Origin of the sequence: Cupriavidus sp. D384 (assembly GCF_001652915.1) — a bacterium.
Lineage (GTDB): Bacteria > Pseudomonadota > Gammaproteobacteria > Burkholderiales > Burkholderiaceae > Cupriavidus.
This window is the reverse complement of sequence record NZ_BBQI01000132.1, coordinates 71,716-91,999: the sequence shown is the minus strand read 5'-3', so window position 1 is coordinate 91,999 and position 20,284 is coordinate 71,716. Positions and strand designations below refer to the sequence as shown.

At 62.6% G+C, this 20,284-nt stretch carries 17 protein-coding genes; 7 read left to right on the top strand and 10 right to left on the bottom strand.

Annotation, left to right across the window (positions count from 1 at the left end; translation table 11 throughout):
• Positions 1 to 5 precede the first annotated feature (5 nt).
• The 3 genes from A9J21_RS30415 to A9J21_RS30405 form a co-directional block, all read right to left on the bottom strand.
• Positions 6 to 1,712 carry an AMP-binding protein gene (locus tag A9J21_RS30415; RefSeq protein WP_066742990.1) on the bottom strand — a complete coding sequence of 569 codons (1,707 nt, stop codon included), beginning with the start codon at positions 1,710 to 1,712 and terminating at the stop codon, positions 6 to 8.
• 41 nt (positions 1,713 to 1,753) lie between these two features.
• Positions 1,754 to 2,941: an alpha/beta hydrolase gene (locus tag A9J21_RS30410; RefSeq protein ID WP_066742983.1), complete on the bottom strand. Its 1,188-nt coding sequence runs from the start codon at positions 2,939 to 2,941 to the stop codon at positions 1,754 to 1,756.
• A gap of 235 nt (positions 2,942 to 3,176) precedes the next feature.
• The gene (locus tag A9J21_RS30405; protein ID WP_066742981.1) at positions 3,177 to 4,235 is read right to left on the bottom strand and encodes a porin; all 1,059 of its coding nucleotides are present in this window, start codon (positions 4,233 to 4,235) and stop codon (positions 3,177 to 3,179) included.
• Positions 4,236 to 4,314: 79 nt separating this feature from the next.
• Between A9J21_RS30405 and A9J21_RS30400 the strand changes: the two genes are divergently transcribed.
• A complete protein-coding gene (locus A9J21_RS30400) occupies positions 4,315 to 4,524 on the top strand; it encodes a hypothetical protein (RefSeq protein ID WP_066742979.1) in 210 nt (69 codons plus the stop codon).
• Between the two features lie 55 nt (positions 4,525 to 4,579).
• Here the strand turns inward: A9J21_RS30400 and A9J21_RS30395 are convergent, their stop codons facing one another.
• Both A9J21_RS30395 and A9J21_RS30390 read right to left on the bottom strand, forming a co-directional pair.
• Complete coding sequence (locus A9J21_RS30395; protein ID WP_066743110.1) at positions 4,580 to 6,292, bottom strand: ABC transporter ATP-binding protein/permease; 1,713 nt, start codon at positions 6,290 to 6,292, stop codon at positions 4,580 to 4,582.
• A 233-nt stretch (positions 6,293 to 6,525) separates the two neighbouring features.
• The gene (locus A9J21_RS30390) at positions 6,526 to 7,089 is read right to left on the bottom strand and encodes a hypothetical protein (RefSeq protein WP_066742976.1); all 564 of its coding nucleotides are present in this window, start codon (positions 7,087 to 7,089) and stop codon (positions 6,526 to 6,528) included.
• 245 nt (positions 7,090 to 7,334) lie between these two features.
• Between A9J21_RS30390 and A9J21_RS30385 the strand changes: the two genes are divergently transcribed.
• Positions 7,335 to 8,000, top strand: a complete 666-nt coding sequence (locus A9J21_RS30385) for a response regulator transcription factor (RefSeq protein WP_066742973.1) — start codon at positions 7,335 to 7,337, stop codon at positions 7,998 to 8,000.
• A 227-nt stretch (positions 8,001 to 8,227) separates the two neighbouring features.
• Positions 8,228 to 8,611, top strand: coding sequence for a hypothetical protein (locus tag A9J21_RS31850; protein ID WP_156546380.1), 384 nt, complete (start codon positions 8,228 to 8,230; stop codon positions 8,609 to 8,611).
• 148 nt (positions 8,612 to 8,759) lie between these two features.
• On the opposite strand, the gene A9J21_RS30380 is transcribed toward A9J21_RS31850, so the two are convergent.
• From A9J21_RS30380 to A9J21_RS30370, 3 genes are all read right to left on the bottom strand, one after another.
• The gene (locus tag A9J21_RS30380; RefSeq protein WP_066743107.1) at positions 8,760 to 9,974 is read right to left on the bottom strand and encodes a monovalent cation:proton antiporter-2 (CPA2) family protein; all 1,215 of its coding nucleotides are present in this window, start codon (positions 9,972 to 9,974) and stop codon (positions 8,760 to 8,762) included.
• A gap of 299 nt (positions 9,975 to 10,273) precedes the next feature.
• Positions 10,274 to 11,905 (bottom strand): ATP-binding protein, encoded by a 1,632-nt coding sequence (locus tag A9J21_RS30375; RefSeq protein ID WP_066742970.1) that lies wholly within the window; start codon positions 11,903 to 11,905, stop codon positions 10,274 to 10,276.
• Positions 11,906 to 11,953: 48 nt separating this feature from the next.
• Entirely contained in the window at positions 11,954 to 12,628 is a 675-nt protein-coding gene (locus A9J21_RS30370; RefSeq protein WP_066742967.1) for an alpha/beta hydrolase, read from the bottom strand.
• 429 nt (positions 12,629 to 13,057) lie between these two features.
• On the opposite strand from A9J21_RS30370, the gene A9J21_RS30365 reads away from it, so the two are divergent.
• Positions 13,058 to 14,083, top strand: a complete 1,026-nt coding sequence (locus A9J21_RS30365) for a chemotaxis protein CheB (RefSeq protein WP_082926711.1) — start codon at positions 13,058 to 13,060, stop codon at positions 14,081 to 14,083.
• On the opposite strand, the gene A9J21_RS30360 is transcribed toward A9J21_RS30365, so the two are convergent.
• Positions 14,076 to 15,194, bottom strand: coding sequence for a sensor histidine kinase (locus tag A9J21_RS30360; protein ID WP_066742961.1), 1,119 nt, complete (start codon positions 15,192 to 15,194; stop codon positions 14,076 to 14,078). The two genes, A9J21_RS30365 and A9J21_RS30360, sit on opposite strands and share 8 nt — an antisense overlap.
• 415 nt (positions 15,195 to 15,609) lie before the next feature.
• On the opposite strand from A9J21_RS30360, the gene A9J21_RS30355 reads away from it, so the two are divergent.
• Positions 15,610 to 16,203, top strand: a complete 594-nt coding sequence (locus A9J21_RS30355; RefSeq protein ID WP_066742958.1) for a chemotaxis protein CheB — start codon at positions 15,610 to 15,612, stop codon at positions 16,201 to 16,203.
• A gap of 323 nt (positions 16,204 to 16,526) precedes the next feature.
• On the opposite strand, the gene A9J21_RS30350 is transcribed toward A9J21_RS30355, so the two are convergent.
• Entirely contained in the window at positions 16,527 to 18,374 is a 1,848-nt protein-coding gene (locus A9J21_RS30350; protein WP_082926710.1) for an ATP-binding protein, read from the bottom strand.
• A gap of 141 nt (positions 18,375 to 18,515) precedes the next feature.
• On the opposite strand from A9J21_RS30350, the gene A9J21_RS30345 reads away from it, so the two are divergent.
• Together A9J21_RS30345 and A9J21_RS30340 are read left to right on the top strand one after the other, a co-directional pair.
• On the top strand, positions 18,516 to 19,184 hold the full coding sequence (locus A9J21_RS30345) for a response regulator transcription factor (protein ID WP_066742954.1): 669 nt from the start codon (positions 18,516 to 18,518) through the stop codon (positions 19,182 to 19,184).
• A 221-nt stretch (positions 19,185 to 19,405) separates the two neighbouring features.
• Complete coding sequence (locus A9J21_RS30340; RefSeq protein ID WP_066742950.1) at positions 19,406 to 20,221, top strand: SapC family protein; 816 nt, start codon at positions 19,406 to 19,408, stop codon at positions 20,219 to 20,221.
• Positions 20,222 to 20,284 lie beyond the last annotated feature (63 nt).

The window sequence follows — 20,284 nt, the reverse complement described above, 5'->3', positions numbered from 1 at the left end:
CTTCTTCACTTTGCTTGGTGAACACTGTCTTTGTCCGCTTCGGTGCGCAGCATCTGGACGATGCGGTCACGCAGCAGAACCTTGCTGAGCTTGCCCGATGCCGTCAGCGGGAATTCGGGGATGATTTCCAGCCGCTCGGGCCACTTGAACTTGGCCAGGCCGGCGTCCTGAAGGTATTGGGTCAGTTCGGGCAGCGTCAGGCCCGAGGCCGCCGCTGCGGGCTTGAGCAGCACGAACGCGCAGACACGCTCTCCATAGACCTTGTCGGGCATGCCAACAACCGCTGACGCCAGGATCGCCGGGTGCTGGTTGATGACGTTTTCCAGCTCTTCCGCATTGATCTTTTCACCGCCGCGGTCGACAACATCCTTGATCCGGCCGCGGAAGAAGTAATAGCGCTTGCCATCCACCACCTGGGCGGACATCAGATCGCCGGAGCGGTAGAAGCCGTCGGGCGTAAAGCGCGTGACATCTTCCTTCTCGGACTTGTAATAGCCGCGGATGGTGTAAGGCCCGCGGAACAATGCTTCACCAACCTCGCCGTCAGCCACGGCGTCTTCGGTGCCGGGATAGACAAGACGCACTTCGTCGGCATCGGATACCGGGTATCCAATCGATTGATCGCGAATCTCCGTGGGGTCTCCCGGGCGCGTGAACATGATCACGCCTTCGGTCATGCCAAAAATATGATGGGTCGGCGAGCCGGTCAGGCGCGTCAGGTTGGCAGCGTTCTTCGGTGCAATGAAGTTGCGCCGCGCCTTGTCCGAGGCGGTGCCGCGCAGCAGTTCCGGCGCGATGCGATTCAGGATCGGTCCGGCAACGCCGAACCAGGTCGGTTCGTAGTTGCGAACCAGGGACTGCAGCGTGTCCTCGCCGATATCCGGAGCCACCGTCACCTTCGCGCCACTCAACAGGAACGGACCGAAGAAGCAGCCCATGTTGAGGTTATGCATGTAAGGCGTCGGGAAGAACAACACATCGTCGGCGGTGTATCCGTTGCATGCGGCCACTGCGCGCATGTTGTACAGATACTCGTTCTGAAAGCGCGGGATGATCTTCGGCACACCGGTGGTGCCCCCGGACAACTGGAAGACGGCTGCCTGAAACGGCTCGTGGTTGACTTCTGCCAACAGCGTCTGGGCACGCGCCAGCGGCATGTCGCGGATCAGGTCCGCCAACAGTACGGCTCGTCCGCGACGCTCACCACGTGCCTGAAGGATGAACTGAAGACTCGGCACTTCCGCCTGCATCTCCTCGGCAAACGCCACGTCATCGAACTTCGGGTCGTCTCCCTGCACGAAATGCAGACGCGCCTCGCACAGGTTGCCCAGGTAACCCGCTTCCAGCTTGCGGAATGCCTGAAGCGAACACAGCGGGATGATGCCGGCCTTCAGGCAGCCGAGAAATGCGAACAGCAGCTCGTTGCTGTTCCCGCATTGAAAAACCGCACGATCGAGCGGCCGCAGGCCCAGCGCCAGCAGGGCCGCCCCGATACGGTCGGTCTGCTCGTCCAACTCTTGATAGGTGAACTCGCCCTCCGGTCCCACCAGCGCCAGCCGGTCATGGTGGTCGCGGAACGATTGCCGGAAGGCGCCGACCAACGTTTCGCCAGTCAGGTAGCCCTCGCCCACATATCGGCGGAGACGGTCTTCATCGGGATAGCGCACGCCGTCTAGCAGTACGGACGGGCGTACGTGGGTGGGTTGCAGCATCTTTGTCTACCTCTGTATTTATATTGGATCTGCGCTGGCGCTCAGGCCATCGATTCGCGCAGCCATTCGACGATATGACGGCCGGCGACGCGCTGCCCGGGCTCCTCCTCGCGGCTCAACGCCATGCCGTGATGGTTGCCGCGTACGCGAATATGCTGCTTGCGCGCCGCCGGAATCTGGCTGTAGATGGCCTGGATATCCGCCGGGAACGTGCATTGATCGCCGGTGTATTCGAGCAGCAGCGTGGGCTGATGCAGCGTGCCGATCGTCTTTTCCAGCGCCGCGTTGGATGACAGCCCCGACCAGGTGGAAAGCCAGGATTCCGGCGTGACGACGCGTCCGAAGCCCACGCTGCCCCAGTTGGACACAAAGGGATCCTTGCCCCAGAGCGAGCCGGTCTTCCGGTCGGACGGGTCCAGGGAGATGTCCCATGACCGCAGGTCGGCATCGGTACGCCAGACCTCGAAAATCGGCGCATGAGCCGCCAGCCGGCGGTCTGCATCGGTCGCCGCGCCAGTCTTCACCTGCTGCCTTGCCTCCTGCTTGGCCCGCAGCATGGCCTTGGCCCGTGCATCGATGCGCGCCACGCGCTCGGTCTGGGCAACGCGATATCGCTCGACGAATTCGGACGCGTATCGACCCTTGCCGGATGCCACATCGAACCCGTTGGCCTTCGAGAAGGGATCAAGCGTCGGATCCGTCTGCATGGGATCGTCTTCGTCCGTGACCGACGGGTCAATGCCGCTCATCAGAAGCTTGCCCTGCCCCGGGTGCGGCGACACCAGAATGAACGCATCGACTTCCGGCATATGCAGTTCACCCAAGTTTGTCGGGCGACCACCCGGTGTCCGGGCGATCCGCATTTCACGGGGTGTCAGCGACTGCTGGTTATAGAACGTGTACAAGCCCGCGCCACCCGAATTGCCGAGCAGCACGATCTTTTCATAGCCAAGATCGCGCAGGTGCGTCATCCCGGCCGCGACATCGAACAGCGCGATCTCGTGCTCCAGGCGCAGGTCGTTGCCGATCGAGCGCGGGCCCTGCACCCAGCAGGCACATCCGGCATCGAGCACAAATGGCACCAGATAGTGGGTGATCGCCATTTCGCGCGGGTGCATCAGGGATACAACCGTCTTCTCCTTGCCGGTGAGGCTGAACAGGAAGCCGAGCGTGCGCTGCCCATCGGCCGTACCCAGCGCATAGGGCACCATCTGATACGGACGATCCATCAGCCGGGCGTCCCATGAGGCACCCCGCATTCCTGCCGTCACTTGCGGCTTGTCTTGTTCGCTCACGCTGTCTCCTTCGTAAATGCGACCGTCTCAATAATCTAGTGTTTATTTGAGATACTGTCAAATAATTCCGGATCGCAATGCGTGCTGCACATTCGCGGAAAAAAAGGTGTGCCGCGAAGGCGGCACACCCGCAAGACGCGACCCCGCCGGCGCGTCCAGTCGACAACGGTCAGAAGTTGTGCCGCAGGCCAACGACGGCGCCAAACTGATTGGCACCGGCAATCACGGTGCCGTCATACCCATTGGCACCCAACGCCGAGCCGCCCTTGTTCATGGTGTACGAGGCCGTCAGGTAAGCGTCCGTGCGTTTCGAGAACCGGTAATCGGCAGACATCACCAACGACATCGGGTCCTTCGCCGAGGTCCGGTCATTGGTCTTGTACACCGCGCCAGTCAACGCAAACGCCTGACTGAAGTTGTAGGTGGCGCCCGCCCAGAACAGGTCCGTGCGCGTCATCGATGCCAGGATCTGGCTGACCAGCCGCCGATAACCAAAGTAGGCGGAAACCGGCCCGAAATCGGCCGCTGCCGATGCCACGTAGCGACGTTCGGTCCGCCCCGCAGTGGCAGCGGAGGTGCCATTGAGCTGGTCAAAGACACCGGCAAGCCGGAACTTGCCCATGTCGTAGGAAAAGCCCGCGCTCATTTCCCGGCCCACGCGGCTGTTGCCAGGGACTTCGCTGCCATTCGCAATCGTCGAGTCGACACCGAAGCTGTACAGCGCTGAAGCCGTCAGCGCACCGAACTTTCCGGTGTACTTCACCGCGTTGTCCGTACGCCCTGCCAGCCAGGTGTCATGCGAATACGACGAATACTTGGGTGCAAAGTACATCGGATCGAAACCGATGATCAGGTCGAACGTCAGATTGTGGTGACGTCCCATCGTGACCTGCCCGTATGGGGTGTCCAGGCCGACATAGGCGCGGCGACCGAACAACCTCCCGCCTTGTGCGGCCGAGCCGGAATCGAGCACCATGCCGCCTTCGAGCAGGAACACGCCCTTCAGCCCCCCACCCAGGTCTTCCACGCCACGCAAGCCCCAACGGCTGCCGGCGATGTTGCCGGACGTCATGCGCACGAGGCTCGACGACTGCTTGGCGGCATTTGGTACGTGATTCAGATATTCGATACCAGCGTCTGCAACGCCGTACAGCGTGACAGACGATTGGGCGTGCGCGGTCGCACCGGTTGCCAGCAGCGCACCGGCGATGGCCAGGCTTCGTTTCATTGCTCCTCCGTAGTTTTGTCTTCGATCGCGGCCTGAAACAACCAGCGATGTGCTGTCCTTGTGCGCCTGGCATGGGGGCATGCACTACGGCGCCACATTAATTGACATCCACACAATTAAAGGTACGGATTTTTTGATACCCAGTCAAATAATGGTTTTCCCGAACCGATTGATCGAGGCGGAGCGCAATCTCGCAACCGACGCCGGGCCGCCGGGCTACCAAAAGGAAGTCAGGGAAACGGCGAGCGGGCTGTTCCTCCACCCACTGGGTCAATCTGAGCGGAGCTGACCGCTCGGGCGCGTCGCGTCCGGGTCACCGTCCGGCGCCCCAGCTTGGACGACGGCTAAGAGGCAAATCGGTAGTCGTGCGTGGGGTGGAGTTCCCAGTCGCCATTGCCGCGCAACTCCAGCACCTGGGAGTGATACTGCAGCACGGTGGGGCGATGACTGACGCTGACCAGTGTGGTCGGGCCAGAGAGCAACTGGCTGTAGAGTCCGGTCTCATTGCCGATGTCCAGTGCGCTGGTCGCTTCGTCAAGCAGGGCGTAACGCGGACGAGCCAGCAGCAGGCGCGCGAATGCCAGGCGTTGCTGCTCGCCGAGCGACAGGACCTTGTCCCAGTCCAGTTCTGCATCCAGTCCGCCGAAGCGTTCCACCATGTCGGGCAAGTTAACCGTATCGAGCAGCTTCAGCAGCTCGCCATCCGGTACGTGGCGCCCTTCGCAATTGGGATAAAGCAACTGACAGCGAAGGTTGCCGACCGCCATATAGGGATGCTGCGGCAGGATCAGTATCTGCGCCGCCTCAGGGCGTACGATCCGGCCACTGCCGCAATTCCACAGGCCGCTAATGGCCCGCAGCATCGAACTCTTTCCACCCCCACTGGGCCCCACGATCAGCAGGTTTTCGCCGTGCGCCACTGTCACGGTAAGGTCGTTGAGCAGGGTACGCTGGTAGTCGGGCGTATGGAGAGTCAGATGTTCCAGTGACAGCGTGTTGCCCCGCCGTTGCTCGATCTGACTTCCAGGTTTGCGGCGAACCATGCGCGCGGATCCCAGCGAAGAGGCGAAAGTGGTAAGCCGGTCAAGGCCCGCCAGGAAGCGGCTAAGGCTTTCGAAGTTCTCGACGATGACGGTGAGTGCAGCCAGCACTGCCGCGAACGCACCCGCAGCCTGTATCGCGCTGCCAACTTCGAGTTCGCCATCCAGTACGCGATTGGCGACGATTACGCTGGGCAGCATCAGCGTCAGGAACGAATAGGCATACTGGAAAAAGTAGAGATTCAACTGCCAGCGGATCAACCGGTTGAAGTTGGCGAACACGTGCTGGAATCGCCCACGCACGTGATCGGATTCATGGCGCTCGCCACGATGAAACGTAATTGACTCGGCATGCTCGCGCACCCGGATCAGGCTGAAGCGGAAGTCCGCTTCGCGCTTGAGCTGGTAGAAGTTCAGCCCGATCAGCACCTTGCCAAAGCACAGCACTGAGACCACCGTGCCACAGATGGCATAGAGCACGAGGAACACCACCAATTCTCGGGAAATCGACCACAGTACCCTGCTGAACCCAACCAGCTGCAGCAGCGCGCCGAGGATCAGGAGCAAAAAGTACAACGATTGCTGAGTGAAGGTGCTGATGTCTTCTGAAATGCGCTGGTCGGGGTTATCGATAGCCGTATCCGCATTCAGCGTATAGAAGGCGCAACCGCCGAAGTACTTGTCCAGATAGTGGTGCGTCATCCACGATCGCCACTGGATGAACAGCTTGTTGCGCGTGTAGTAGTAAAAGGCGTAGACGGGTACGGCCGCAAACAGCACATAGACGAATATCCTGATGGCGTACCAGAATCGGTCTGCGTCCTTGGCAGCAAGCGCCGAGGCAAATTCACCCGTTTGCCTGTTAAAGAGCACATTCGTCCAGGTCTGTCCCAACAGCAGGCACACCAATACCGCCAGCAGCGCCCAAGCCTTCCATTTCTCCTGTGACAGCCAGTATGGCTTGGCGATGCTCAGAAAGCGCTTCCACAGATTGCCATCGCGCGTAGACATGACCATTTCGTTCGACAAGGCCTGTGCCGGAGGGCTTATTCGCGGGGCACAGGCTTCTGGCAGCCGGTGTATGCATTTCGCATGCCAAGGAAAGGAACGCATGCATTGCGCTTCCCGCGGGCCGGTTGCAGCATTCCTCGGCCCGGCGCCGCGTACGCCGTCAGGCCTCATCCGAACCTGCAGACCTTGGCGCATGCCGACTTGATGCTCATGAGCGTCCTTCTCAGTGCAGGTCCTTCTCAGTGCAGGTCGTGACTCGCCCCGTAGTTGTGGATGTAGAAGCGGCGGCTAGACTCCGATGCCTGGCTGGCGGGCGCGGGTACCCGGCTGGCCTCCTGTTCGGCGCAAGTCAGCAGTTCCGCCTCCTGCCACGCTTCGCCATCCCATTGCTGAAACGTCAACTCGGAAACGGGGATCATCTCGAGCGTGCCCATCCAGTCCGTGGGGCTGGCTCCGACCTGGAGCGCCCGGGACACCAGGGCGATGGACTCGGGGATCGCCATCCTGGCCAGGCTGGTGATCGTCGGCCACGGCGCCAGCCGCTGGTCGCCCGCGGGGAGACCGAAACGATACAGGCCTTGCTGTCTGGACTCGCGCTGCGTCGGCAGGAAAACCTTCCCGGCACTGCGCTTCCACGACAGGGTAGCGGCCGCCGGCTCCCACGTCTGGGCCTTCGAAAACCACAGGATCGGGCAGCCGGTGTTGGCATACGGCGCGCTCGTGGGCAAAAGTTTCCTGGTTTGGGTGATGGCTGGCAGGTGCGTGCCCACGGTGTAGTGCCAGACCAATGGGGTGGACATCATTGCTCCTCTTGTTGTTCAGTCAACTTGAGGATGGTCGATACCTGCCTCCCATACAAGCAAGGGCACGGACCATTGCGCGCGCAACAATAGAGCGGCGCTTCCAGTCCGCACAATGTCCGCTAGTCGAAAGATATTTCACAAGTCGTGATGAAACTTTTTTGCTTCATCTGAAGACGGTTGTGGACGTAGACGGCACTCGGTAATGTGCCCAGGAGTCAACCCCAATTTCCAAGAGGGTAAGCGCGATGACCGGGACCGTGATTGTTGTGGACGACGATGAAAGCATCCGCAAGGCCTTAGGGCGGCTGCTGCTTGCAAAAGGATTTGCATCAAGGGCGTTCGGCTCGGCCGAAGAGTGTCAGGTTGCCCTGGAAGACATCCGCGGCCCCGCCTGCGTGGTAGCCGAACTGATCCTGCCTGGCATCAGTGGTCATGATTTGCTGAAGCGATTGCCACCGCATGTGCCCTTCATCATGTTGACCGGCTGTGCAGATGTGAAGCAAACGGTTGAGACGATGATGGCGGGCGCCGTTGACCTTCTTGAGAAACCATTGGCCGAGGACCGCCTCATCACGGCGGTAAATCGTGCGCTGGAGCTGGCCGCGCAACGCGGCAAGGAATGGACCATCAAGGCGGCACTCGATGCTAAGGTTCAACGGCTGACAAATCGCGAGCGAGAGGTAATGGCGATGGTAACGACCGGACTCCGAAATAAGGAGGTCGCCAACTTCCTCGGCATCGTTGAGAAAACCGTGAAGGTCCATCGCGCCCACATCATGGACAAGCTCGAGATCGACTCGCTCGCAGAACTTGTGCGCTGCGCCGATAAGCTGGGGATGACATACATTCCGCCCGCGACAGGTCGGAATGCGAGTGCCCGCAGCATCCTGGAGGCTGGTTCACTAAATTGACGGGCAGGCCTTCTCTGTCACCCGTTGGTGAACACGCCCCCATTTTTCGGCGCACCTTTCAAAAAAAAACGGATCATCGTGATCGACGCCATCCCGATTCATCGAATCGAGGATAAGAGCTTGCACGCTACGACACGTGCACCACGGCTTGTCCTGCCGAAGGGCGATTTTTTCCGACGTCCCCAACTCTCATAGTACTGATTCGTCATGCCTGCCAAGGAGCCGCTTTGAGGTCCACCAAATCTGATCATGAGTGCGCAGAAACGCTGTATGCCTTGCTTAGAGGCGGAGAGTGCCTCACCCGCAAGGAAATCGTTGAAAGAGACTTGCTATCCAACCACGATTTCGGAAGAGCCCGAAAGGTACTAGCCGGTGCAGGGATGCTTCAGAATGTCCATAAATCCGGATATACATTGTCCATACATGTACTGGGCGGTCCGCCTGAAGCGTTTCTGCGTGGCTTGTCGCCGATGGAAGACGAATTCGATGCGCTTTTGTCGGTATGGAAAATCGAGCCGCTCAAATCCGCCGTCGGGACGAGCAGCCGCATTAATAGAAGGTTTGCACGAGACGAGCATTCAGATGCCACCGAACCGGCATCCGTGATGTGAGACTGGGTGCCTTCCGCTCATCTACCCTTCTCGAATGCGCGAAGCAACTGCCATTGAGACGAGTGGCCGACGACTTCGTTAGCATGTCTGGCTTTCGAACGATTCGACGAACCGCCATGGCACTCTGATGTTCGCCTGAGCAGCAGCGTCAATGCACATCCACGTCGGGGGCGTTGCCCTGGCTGCTCGCCGCGGGTGAGCGGCCTTCCTTTTGATAGGTTCCAGGAAGCCAGCGAACCACCATCAACAATAGTGGGGTGGCGGCCATCGATAGCGCCACCACGGCAGTCACAATGGAGGCTTGCTCCGCGTTCAGCAGGCGCGCCGACTCCGCCACGGCCATGACGACGAACGCAAACTCTCCGCCCTGGGACAGGAGGACGGCAAAGTAGAGACGATCGGCTGATGGCAACTGAAACCGCTTTGCGAGAACAATCAGGCCGGATATTTTTGCGCCCAGCAGAACCAGGAGAAGCACCGCTACCAGCAACGGCTTCCTCGCCAATACGTCAAACTCGATGGACATTCCCACAGCCATAAAGAACAGGCCGAGCAGCACACCCTTGATTGGTCCGATGTCTGCCTCTATCTCCTGCCGGCAATCGGATCCTGCCAGCAGTACACCGGCCACGAACGCACCAAGGGACATCGACAGGTGCACGCTGTGCATGAGCAGTGCGATCCCAATCACCCAGAGCAGGGCGAATACCGTGACCATGTCCCGGGTGCCGCTACGTTTGATGATTGGCAAGATATACCGAAGAAGGACGCTTCCTCCAAACACAACCGCCGCCAGCATACCCATCGCCACCAGCGCCGCAATCCACCCCGAATCCGTGTCGGTGCTGGTGGGGGCGGGTGAAAGCAGTGGCAGGAGCGCAATCATCGGGATGGCCGCCATGTCCTGAAACAGGAGGATGCCAAAGCTCGTACGGCCTACCGGCTTGTCCATCAAGCCACGCTGCTCAAGAATCGCGATCACCATGGCCGTCGAAGACAGGGAAAGCGCAAAGCCCGCTGCCACCCCTACGCGCCAGTTCAACCCAAAGGCCATGAATGCCAAGGCCAGCAACGCCGCACACAGAACAACCTGGGCCCCTCCATAACCAAAAATGGAATGCCTCAGCTCCCAGAGCTTTCGAATATCCATCTCGATGCCGATGATAAACATCATCAGCATGATGCCCAGTTCAGAGATGTGGAGTACCGCGTCGACGTCGGTAAAGAGGCCAAAGGCGGAGGGGCCGATCACCATCCCTGCGACCAGATAGCCGAGTACGGAGCCGAATCCAAGGCGTATCGAAATGGGCACCGCGATGAGGGCCGATGCGAGGAATAGCACTGCCTGGAGCAGCAGTTCCATGATTGCCATCCTTCATATACATCAAGATCAGCGCTCGGAGGACGGTTGTATTGCTACGGCATCCGATCGATCACGCCGGGAGCACGGGCATGCGGCCTCAATCTGTCCTCATGCGGCAGATTCGTCCATTGGACCAAAGTCCATTCTGCTTGAAGTGCCCCCCCGGAACGACCGATTGCCGATAACGATGGACACCACGCCCGTTTCGCATCACATACATACGACGCGTAAGACCTGCGCGGCAAGTCCGTGTGCGCATCGCAGGGCTGCAGCTCTGTGAAGCCGCTGCAGGTGCCCTGTCATCCGATTGAGCCAATCGCGCGAAACTGAGCGCACAGCCTGAACACATCTTCGGACAACGGCGTCTGCTTCGCCTTGCCGTAGCGGGTGGCGAGTTTCATCAGCTCCTTGATGTCGCGCCCGCTTGCTTTGGGGTAGGCTGCGGTCAAGATGTTCACCAGTTCGTCGTCCAGTGCCGCGCCGCACTGGCCCGCCTGCAGGCGCCATAGCCGCGCCGCATCTTCCCTGCCCGGCGTCTCGTACTGGATGGTGGCAATGCAGCGCGACAGGATCGCATCATCGACGTCGCCGGTACGGTTAGTGGTCATGAACAACAGCCCGCTGAAATACTCCAGCGTGCGCAGGAACTCCGCAACGATAGCGTTATGCTCCAGGTCGTTGCCGCGGCGGCGAATGTAGACATCGGCCTCATCCAGCAGCAGCACCGCGTTCCAGCGCATGGCCCGACGCAGTATCTCCATGAGGCTCGCGCCCACCGATGCGGCGGTCGTGCCCAACTGTCCGGAATGCACGCGGTAAAGCGGCTTGCCGACGATTTCCGCATACACCTCTGCAGTCAACGTCTTACCAAGGCCGGGCGCTCCCTGGCAGAGGATGGTCGTGCCGCCCGATTTGCCTGGCACGACATCCTGGACCAGGACGTTCATGTGCGAGGTCAGAATGTCGATCAGGTCGCGGTGGTGGTCCGGCAGCACCAGCTTGTCGCGCAGTTCGGGCTGGTACCGGTATTCGCTCAGGTGTTGTACATGCACCCAGACGTTCCGATGCCATTCCAGATGGAATAAGTGTACGTAGCCGTGTAGCGGCAATTTTTCAAACCCGGTGGCAACGCCGGCTCTGCGCCAGAACTCGGCGTCGCATGTCACTTCGAAACGGCGCTCGAGCCGCTCCTCGTCGTTGATGCAGCGAGCCGCCACGCCGTCGCCAAGACGCGCCAGCGCTACGGTACCCTTCCCTTCGGCAGTGAAGGCGGCCCCCGTGGCGATGTACTGTGCGCCGAAGCTGCGCTGGTAGCGCACAAAGCGTTGCGCGTGCCGTTCGTATTCCTGACGGAATTCCGCGCATTCCTTGAAGAAGCCGAAGTCGGCGAGAAGCTGCGGGATGGTCCGGTCGACGATCTCGTCACGCGTAACGACGATCGAAGTCGTCATGCCCGCCCTGCGCCGCGCGGGATCGGTCAGCTCCGAATTCGCTGACAGCATCGTGTTCGCCAACAGGTCGATGGCAACGTAGGGCATGCCCTGCTCGGGCTCCACGTGACGAATGCGCTGGACCAACCACGGCAGCAGCACCCCATCGCGACTGCGCTGATACAGCCAGCCGTCGATGACGTCGCGCGACAGGTAAGCGACAAGCCCTGCCACGAGCAATTCCAGGCTGGGAATGGTGCGCGCCTGCGGCGCGTTGTAGATGTTATCCAGCGCAAGCATCTGGAAGAGAAGTTCGCGTTCGTTCTGCGCCTTGCTCAGCGTGTAGAGCGAATTCAGCGACTGCGCGTCAAACAGACCGGCCGACACTGACATGCTGCCATGACAGATGCCATGCGCCTTGAGTTGCCGGGCCAGCGCAGACTCGGCCTGGACCATTGCAAGTAGCGGGTGAATCAGGGACTGCGGAATCTCGAGATTCATGGGTTGCACTCCGTTAGCGGCAAATCCCGGGGCTCACACAACGGAGCGCTATGCCAGGAAAAAGCGGATGGCCTCGGTCACAATTGGCGGCTGTACCGCATGCGTGCCGTTGAATTCGACATATTCGACGTCGTAACCGGCGGCCTTTAGCTTCGCGGCGTTGGTGCGGCCGCTCGTCTGCACGGGCAATTGCTCGTCAGCCAGCCCATGCGCGATAAATACCTTTGGCGAGCCTTCCTGCATGAATACGGACATGAACCCGCCGGAGAAAGCAATGACGTGGCTGGCAATATCGCCGTTGGTGATGCCAATCGATAGCGCGTAGCTCGCACCGTCCGAAAACCCTGCGAACGCCAGTCGATCATGGCGAATCCGATAACGACCCGAAACCGCGCCGAGCGCCTGCTGCAGCCGCTGCAGGTCAGGCCCGTTACCGCCAATGACGATGTCCCAGGTAGGAAAGGTCGAATGCGGCGCCAGCACCAGGAAGCCATGCGCGTCCGCGTGCGGCTCGATGAAGGGCAACACCTTTTCCGGAAAGCCGCCGGCGCCGTGAAACATGATCAGCAATGGCACCGGCGCCGGGCCGAGCCCTGCTGGTACGTAAAGGACAGCGTCACGCTCGTCGGCAATTCCGAGCGGATGGCGGCCCGGTGGCAACCGGGGCTGTAACGGCTCGGCATGCGTAAAAGTCATCCGGCCTAGCAGAGAAGGATCGAACATGACGGAGGCGACGCATTATCAGGTTGGTGATATGTAATATATCACCAATTTTGTGCATGGGATTCCCAATCCGTTACGCCGAGGCGGACATGCGTAAGCGCCGCATTCTTGGCTGCTGGCAAGAGGCACGAAAAGGTGCCAGCGAAAATGGGATGGCCCCCTATACTCCCTACGGGTCACCATGGCTGGTGACTAGCGACTTTCCAATAAGCGAAATGGCCTTGATGCCAGCGGTGCCAGTTCGCCGACGCCATGAACGCAGGCGCAAAGCCGCATGCAGATATCATGCGGCTCGGCCCGGGTACTCGATTTCGGAGGGCGCGATGCGTGATGCTCAAACGGTGCTGCAACTCGCAAGACGCCACGTCGCCGATGCCTGATGGCGTCGTTTGCACCTGAACCGCGCGACGCGCCTGCGGGGCTCACTTCATGAATTCAGCGGACGCCGAGTTGATTCCCGATGCCTCGACACCTCTTCGCGCTCGCGACATCGTCGTGGTCGGTTCCTCTATGGGCGGCGTGAGTGCACTGCCGGAGTTCTTCTCTCACTTTCCTGCGGAGATTCCCGCCGCATTCTTTGTCGTTCACCACCTGGGAGCTGGGTACCCCGGACAGATTGACCGCGTGATCGGGCAACGCAGTCGCTTGCCGGTGAGCTTCGCGGCAGACGGCGAGTTGGTTGGCACCGGCCGCGTCTACGTCGCGCCGCCCGACGCGAACATGTCACTGGAGCGGGGCCGCGTCGTCGTTCAGCCGAGCCCGCGCGAAAGCTACCACCGCCCCTCGATTAACGCGCTGTTCCGGTCGGCGGCGGCGGCCTATGGGCGGCGCGTCGTCGGCGTCGTGCTCACTGGCATGATGGAGGACGGTGTCGCGGGGTCCTGGGAGATCTGGCGCCGAGGGGGCCTCATCGTCGTCCAGGACCCGGCCGAGGCCCCGTCGCCGGATTTGCCAACGCGCGTCCGCGAAACAGTGCCCGTCGACTACACGGCGCGGTTGGCCGACATTGCGGAGTTGATTCTGGACTTCGCCACCCGCCCGCGGCGCGCGCCTCCGCTGGCCGGCGATTTCCAGGCGCGGGTGATGATCGTCGAAGACGAGCGCATCGTCGCGAAGAGCATCGAGAACGATCTTCACGCGCTGCAATACGACGTCTGTGCGTCGGTCTTGACGGGCGAGGCGGCGGTCGAAGCGGCCGGGCGAACCCTTCCGGACGTGATCCTGATGGACATCCGCCTTTCCGGTGCGATGGACGGAACGCAGGCCGCGTCGCTGATCTGGGAGCGGTTGCAGATTCCCGTCGTCTACCTGACCGCCTACGCGGATGCCGAAACGCTCGCGAGCATCAAGCGCACCAACGCCTACGGATACGTGATGAAGCCCTATGAGGCTGCTGAAGTGCACGTCGCGCTGCAACTGGCGCTCGAACGGCGCGACCGGGAACAGATCACGTAGCGGCGCGTGTCACGGTGACCCGTGTTCCGCGCTCCGACTCGACGCGAACTTGCGCGCCGATCTGCTCCGCGAGCAGGTGCACCAGTTGCATGCCCAAGGTGACCTTCGCCGGCGCCCCTCCAAGGCCGACGCCGTCGTCTGACACGCTCAGCAACGCCGCATGTTCGTCGAGCGTTGCAACGACGGTGCCTCTGCGGCCGATCGGAAAGGCATGCTTCAGGGAATTGCTGATCAACTCGTTTAGTATCAGCCCGCACGGCACTGCCAGCGCGATGTCCAGGCTCGACGATGCAATCTCCAGGCGCAGGCGCACCCGCTCACGATCGACACCGTACACGGCCAGAAGATCCTTTGCGAGCTGGGTGGCGAACTCCGACATGTCGACACGCGCGAGATCAAAGGAGCTATAGAGCGTCTGGTGGATGTCGGCAATGGCGCGGATGCGCCCGCCCATCTCCGAGAGTGCAGTGTGCGCAGCCTGGTCCGTAACGTGCTGAGCCTGCAATCGGAGCAACGCGGCAATGACCTGCAGGTTGTTCTTCACGCGATGATGGATCTCGCGCAGCAGTGTCTCCTTCTGCAGCAGCGATTCGCGCAGCAACTCGTTGCCGTGCTCGATCTCTCGTGCGCGCAAGTACAGGTCGCGCTCCAGGCGTTGCTGGACCTCCCGGCTCGAATGCTTCAGCCGGTGGAGCTCGGTGACGTCGACGACGCGATGGATGATGTAGCGCACGCGTGCACGATCGTCGAGCACCGGGAAATTGGCCGGCTGCCAATAATGTTCCGCAAAGATGCTCCCCGACCCGGTGTCGTTCGGCTCGTGGATGTCGTACTTCTGCACGGCCATGAAGTGGGCCACGCCGTTGCGCAGCACTTGCGTGAACGAGGCCTTGAGATTGCTCACACCGGTCGCGTCGACCTCGTCCGGGTTGTCTGGAAAGACGTCGAACATGTGACGACCCAGGATGTCCTGCCGACGTGTCATCGTCGCCTTCAGGTACGCATCGGCGACCGCAACGATGCGAAAGTCGCGATCCACGACGAGGTACGGATCGGGGCCTGCCTGAAAAATAGCTTGAAAGTCCGGCAGGGAGCCATCGATGCTTTCCATTCGCTTCCCAGTCAATGTCGAATCTCTGCCGCGCCGTTCGTTCCGATCGCAAGGAGCGGTGTCCACCCCAGCATTAGGGTCGGTGCCAGGCAGACGCTCAGTCGAATGTTGCGCCGATGTCCGCTTCAGGGCAACCAGCCAGAGAAAGACAACGCCCTCTCACGGTCGGTCGCGCCTTCGCCTCTGGAGCCGCAAAGTCCTGCCCAGCTTGGCCGAGGACCGAGACCGGCCACAGATTGGCAATGCAGCAGCCCCTTGCCATTGACCGCGCGGTAAACGATCGTCGCAAAAGGCAGCAATCCGTCATCGACGATTCGAGGGATTGAAACGCGGATCGTCAGCAATATCTGCCTTTCCAGGCACGGAGGTTGCGGAACACTGCATCGGCAATCCACCGCCAGAAAGGAGATCGTTCATGTTGCGACGCGATATCGTGGTGATCGCCGCCTCGAAGGGCGGGGTCGCGGCCTTGTGCCGCGTGGTCGGTACGCTGACTGACAAATTTCCTGGCACGCTGCTGGTGGTGCAGCACACCTCCGCCACCAGCCCGGGTTACCTGGACCGGCTCCTCCAACGCCATACGTCGATGCCAGTGTCATACGCCAATGCCGGCGAAGTCATGCAACGCGGGCATTTCTACCTCGCGCCCCCGGGCTGCCATTTGACCGTCTCCAGGCGTGGCACGATGGCGCTGGATGGCGGGCCCCGCGTGAACTTCGTGCGTCCGGCCGCCGACCCGCTCTTCGCCTCCGCAGCCAAGCATTTTGGCTCGCGTGTAGCAGGCGTGGTGCTCACCGGCTTCGATGGCGACGGCGCGGCCGGGCTGCAGGCCGTCAAGCAGGCAGGCGGTGTCAGCATCGTGCAGCACCCAGCGGAGGCCGAAGCGCCCGACATGCCGATGAGCGCCCTGAATCGCGACAAGCCGGACTACGCCATCTCGCTGGGCGAACTCGGTCCGCTGCTCTGCGCCCTGGCCGAGGGCCGAGACGGTCACCAACATCTGGCGTGAGACCTATGGCGCGCGGTCTCTTATCACGTCCTTGCATGCCCAGGCCGGCGAAATGAAATTCTTACGTGTCGGACGGTGGATGGCTTTCCTGGCCTTTCGTAACCATGAGGATCTTCGTGCGGGCAGGGACAAGCTTGGGAAAGGGCGCGTAATGAGTTCCCGCGCATGCCGTACGGCGCACTTGACGCGGAGATGGATGCATATCGTGGCCGGTTAGCGGGGGCGGGCGCCAGTTTTGGCGCATCCGGCAGGCAACAGGCGCCCTGGCAGAAAGAACGGCGGGAAGGCAGGTGCCCCGCCGGTCGAGCAGGCCGGCGACGCGCTCAGGCGAGCGCGCGCTCGGCCGAGGGCCGCCTATCGGCCATGCCGCCCACTTCGGCGATCAGTTCACGCAGGCGCTCGGCCGCAATGGGCTTGTGCAGCACGCGCAGGCCGCTGGCGTGCAGGGCGCGCAAGCGATCGGGTGCCGTATCGCCGGTCACCAGCACCGCTGGCGCGTCGGTACCCAGCGTCCGGCGCAACGCGGCCACCGCGTCGATGCCGGTCACTCCGTTGCCCAGTCGATAGTCGGCGAGGATCAGCCCAATCGGCGCCTGCGCATCGGCAGCCGCCGCCGCGTGGGCGGCCAGCACGTCGTCGACGGTGGCCCCGGCGTAGACCGGATGGCCCCACAGCGCGAGCAGTCCGCCCAGTGCCGAGCGAATGCCCGCGTCGTCATCGATCAGCACGATGCCGATTGCCTGGGCCTGGGCCTGGGTGGCGGCAGACATGGCGATGACGTCGTCGCTCACCACCCCGCCCGCCACCACATCCGGCCGCTGCGTCGGCATGGCCGCCGCCAGCGGCACCGTCACGGCGAACATGGTGCCCCGGCCCGGAATGGAACGTACCGCCACCCGATGGCCCAGCAGTGCAGCCAGCCGGCGCACGATCGCCAGTCCCAGCCCTAAACCCTGTCCGTCCGGACGCCGCGCATCGGGCAACTGCGTGAACTCGTCGAAAATGCGCGCCTGCTCCGCCTCGGGAATACCCGGCCCCTGGTCGATGACCTGGATTTCCACCGCGCCCGTCCGACGCCGGCAACCCACCAGCACACGGGCACCCGGCGCATAGCGCAGCGCATTCGACAGCAGGTTGTCGATGATGCGATGCAGCAGCGCAGGGTCCGTGTCGATCCAGACATCGGCGCCATGCACCCGCAGCTGGCCGCCCTGCTCCCGGGCCAGCTGCGCGTACTCGTCGCCCATTTCGACCAGCCAGGCGCCGAGCCACAGCGGCTGGCGACGCACCGGCATCAGCCCGGCATCGAGCCGCGACGCGTCGAGCAGACCGTCAAGCATGGTGCCGATCTTGTCGAGCGTGCCGTCGAGGCGGCCAGCGATATGGGCAGCCTGCGCGGCGGGCACATCGGTGCGGCGCGCCAGGCCAGCGAGCGTGGCGGTCAACAGGCCAAGCGCGTAAACCGGTTGACGCAGGTCGTGGCTTGCGGCGGCCAGAAAGCGCGTCTTCGCCAGATCGGCCTCGGTCGCGCGGTCGCGCTCGTGCTTGAGTTCGCCGATCAGGGCCAGGTTCTCGAAGCGCAACCGCACGCTCTCGCGTAGCGTGCGGTGTGTGTTGCGGCTGTAGTACAGGTTCACCGCCAACAGGCAAAGCGTGAACAGCAGATAGATCCTGTAGACCGTGCCGTCGTGGACAAAGCAGTACAGCGCAAACGGCGCCAGCATGGCCACGATGGTGCCGATGGCCGTGGGCCGATGTGCCGATAGCGACGGCACGGCGCCCCCCGACATGCCGGCCAGCACGACGCAGGCAAACGCCACCAACGGCGGCTGCTCGGGCAACAGCCAGGAGGACCCCACCAGGCCCCACATCAGTGCAGACAGCCACGACATCACCATGAAGCTGCGCGCCCAGCGGGCCGGCACGATCGGGCCCCGCTGGCGGAAAAAATGGATCGAATGCACGATCCGCAGCGCGGTCAGCACGTAGATCGCACCGCTCCAGACCAGCAGGACAGCCATCGGCACGCTGTCGCGCAGGATCGCGATGACGGGCAACGGGATGACGAAATTCGCCGCCAGCACCGCGTTCGACTGCCGGTACAGCAGGCGCACCAATTCGACGTCGGTCGGATCGGCGCCCATCGCGCCAGGCAGTTCTTTTTGCGTCATCGGAGTGGCAGTTGGCTCAAAAAAGCGGGAGTAAGTGGCGTCGGCGCCTGATATTATCCGTTTGCCCGCGAACAGACAAAGCGCCTTTTTCCATGGCTTGCCAATGTCTGCCATGTCCGCGATCCTCCACGCCCCCAACCCATGACCGCTTCGCCCTCGCCCACCCGCATTGCGCTCGCCGACGATCACGCCATCGTGCTCGAAGGATTGAAGCTGCTGCTGTCGGCGGTGGAAGGCGTGACGGTGGTGGGCACCGCCGTGGACGGCGCCGCACTGCGCACGCTGCTGGCCACGCAGCCGGTGGACCTGCTGGTGCTGGACCTGCATATGCCGGCGCTGGACGTGCGACAGTTCCTGGGCGAGGCGCGGACCCGCTTTCCGGCGATGCGGGTGCTGGTGCTGACCGGCGATGGCGATGCGCAGGCGATGTCCGCCACCATGGCGGCGGGCGCGCATGGCTTCCTCGTCAAGCGCAGCGACGTCAGCGAACTGCTGCCCGCCATCGAGGCGCTACGCCTGGGCCAGCCCTACATCGGCGCGGGAATCGGCCACGGCGCTCACGTTGGCCAGCGCCCGCGCGCCCACGCCGCCGCGACGGCGCCAGATGCCGACGACGTACTGACCCGCCGCGAATGCCAGATCCTGGCGTTGATCGCGCGCGGCGCCACGGCCAGCGAGATCGCAGCCGAACTGAAAATCAGCCCGCTCACCGTTCGCAAGCATCGCGAGAACCTGATGCGCAAGCTGTCGCTGCACAACACGGCGGAACTGGTGGCCCATGCCGTCCGGGTGGGATTGCGCACCGTATAGTCGCAATCCCCTCTGCCAACAGGGCTCCGCCCGCGCCGCCGCGCCAGTTTCCACCGCGCCACCACCCCGAAATACGACGGGTGCCGTATTTTCCCCGCCCGCCCTGCCCGGTATATTTCGCCCGCTCGCCTCGCAAGCCACGCGGCGAAGCACCACACAAACACACAATAAATATCGGACGCGCGGCGCCAGTCGTGCCTCCAAGGGTTGACGGGACATCCATGGCACAACTGCTCTTCTATCGGCAGCCGGAGATGCTGAACCGCTACCGCCATCGCCATCTGCGCATGCTGCCGGTGGACAACGCGTACGGTTTCGCACGGCACACCAACTCCACCGTACTGACGCTGGCCGAGTTCGGCATCGCCAGCCGTGTCTACCCGATCCTGTTTGCGGGCGATGCCACCGGCAAGCCCGTGCCGGTGGTGCTGCTTGGCGTGCGCAGCGACGAGAACCTGTTCGTCGACGCGGATGGACGCTGGGATGCCCCGTATGTGCCGGCCTTCGTGCGCCGGTATCCGTTCGTGCTGGCCGACGACGGCGGGCAATGGAACGTCTGCATCGACCGCGCCTATCCCGGCTTCGTCGACGACGCCGCCGGCGAACTGGGCACGCCGCTGTTCGGCGACGACAACGAGCCGCTGCCGGCGCTGCGCGGCAGCATCGACTTCCTCGAAGCGTTCCAGCGTACGTTCGAACGTGCCGTGGCCTTTGCCGCCGAACTGGCCGCGCACGACCTGCTGACCGAAGTGCACGCCGTGGCCGACGTGGGCGAGGCCGGCCGGTTCTCGCTGTCCGGCCTGCTGGCCGTCGACGAAGCGCGGCTCGCCGCCCTGCCCGCCGAGGTGCTGGCGCGCTGGCTCACGGACGGCACGATGAAGGCGGTCATGGCCCATCGGCTCTCGCTCGACCTCCTGCCACAGCTCGCCCAGCGGCTGCGGGAACGCCTGCCGGCGACGTCCGCCAGCAGCGATCCGGCAACGGAAGCCGTTGCCGCCACCAACGCCGACGCCGACGCCGACGCCATCGAAGCCTGACTCCGTCGCTGACATGACATCTTGACACGCCCCGGGGCCAGCCTCGCGGGCGCGCGGTAGCTG

What these genes read in the sequence shown, in the direction of transcription:
- A9J21_RS30345 (WP_066742954.1), top strand. Translation starts at nt 18,516, where the DNA reads ATGACCGCTTCGCCCTCGCCCACCCGCATTGCGCTCGCCGACGATCAC.
- A9J21_RS30410 (WP_066742983.1), bottom strand. Translation starts at nt 2,941, where the DNA reads ATGGATCGTCCGTATCAGATGGTGCCCTATGCGCTGGGTACGGCCGAT.
- A9J21_RS30400 (WP_066742979.1), top strand. Translation starts at nt 4,315, where the DNA reads ATGCACTACGGCGCCACATTAATTGACATCCACACAATTAAAGGTACG.
- A9J21_RS30365 (WP_082926711.1), top strand. Translation starts at nt 13,058, where the DNA reads ATGAATTCAGCGGACGCCGAGTTGATTCCCGATGCCTCGACACCTCTT.
- A9J21_RS30385 (WP_066742973.1), top strand. Translation starts at nt 7,335, where the DNA reads ATGACCGGGACCGTGATTGTTGTGGACGACGATGAAAGCATCCGCAAG.
- A9J21_RS30340 (WP_066742950.1), top strand. Translation starts at nt 19,406, where the DNA reads ATGGCACAACTGCTCTTCTATCGGCAGCCGGAGATGCTGAACCGCTAC.
- A9J21_RS30370 (WP_066742967.1), bottom strand. Translation starts at nt 12,628, where the DNA reads ATGTTCGATCCTTCTCTGCTAGGCCGGATGACTTTTACGCATGCCGAG.
- A9J21_RS30380 (WP_066743107.1), bottom strand. Translation starts at nt 9,974, where the DNA reads ATGGAACTGCTGCTCCAGGCAGTGCTATTCCTCGCATCGGCCCTCATC.
- A9J21_RS30355 (WP_066742958.1), top strand. Translation starts at nt 15,610, where the DNA reads ATGTTGCGACGCGATATCGTGGTGATCGCCGCCTCGAAGGGCGGGGTC.
- A9J21_RS30350 (WP_082926710.1), bottom strand. Translation starts at nt 18,374, where the DNA reads ATGACGCAAAAAGAACTGCCTGGCGCGATGGGCGCCGATCCGACCGAC.
- A9J21_RS30360 (WP_066742961.1), bottom strand. Translation starts at nt 15,194, where the DNA reads ATGGAAAGCATCGATGGCTCCCTGCCGGACTTTCAAGCTATTTTTCAG.
- A9J21_RS30390 (WP_066742976.1), bottom strand. Translation starts at nt 7,089, where the DNA reads ATGATGTCCACCCCATTGGTCTGGCACTACACCGTGGGCACGCACCTG.
- A9J21_RS30395 (WP_066743110.1), bottom strand. Translation starts at nt 6,292, where the DNA reads ATGGTCATGTCTACGCGCGATGGCAATCTGTGGAAGCGCTTTCTGAGC.
- A9J21_RS30415 (WP_066742990.1), bottom strand. Translation starts at nt 1,712, where the DNA reads ATGCTGCAACCCACCCACGTACGCCCGTCCGTACTGCTAGACGGCGTG.
- A9J21_RS30405 (WP_066742981.1), bottom strand. Translation starts at nt 4,235, where the DNA reads ATGAAACGAAGCCTGGCCATCGCCGGTGCGCTGCTGGCAACCGGTGCG.
- A9J21_RS30375 (WP_066742970.1), bottom strand. Translation starts at nt 11,905, where the DNA reads ATGAATCTCGAGATTCCGCAGTCCCTGATTCACCCGCTACTTGCAATG.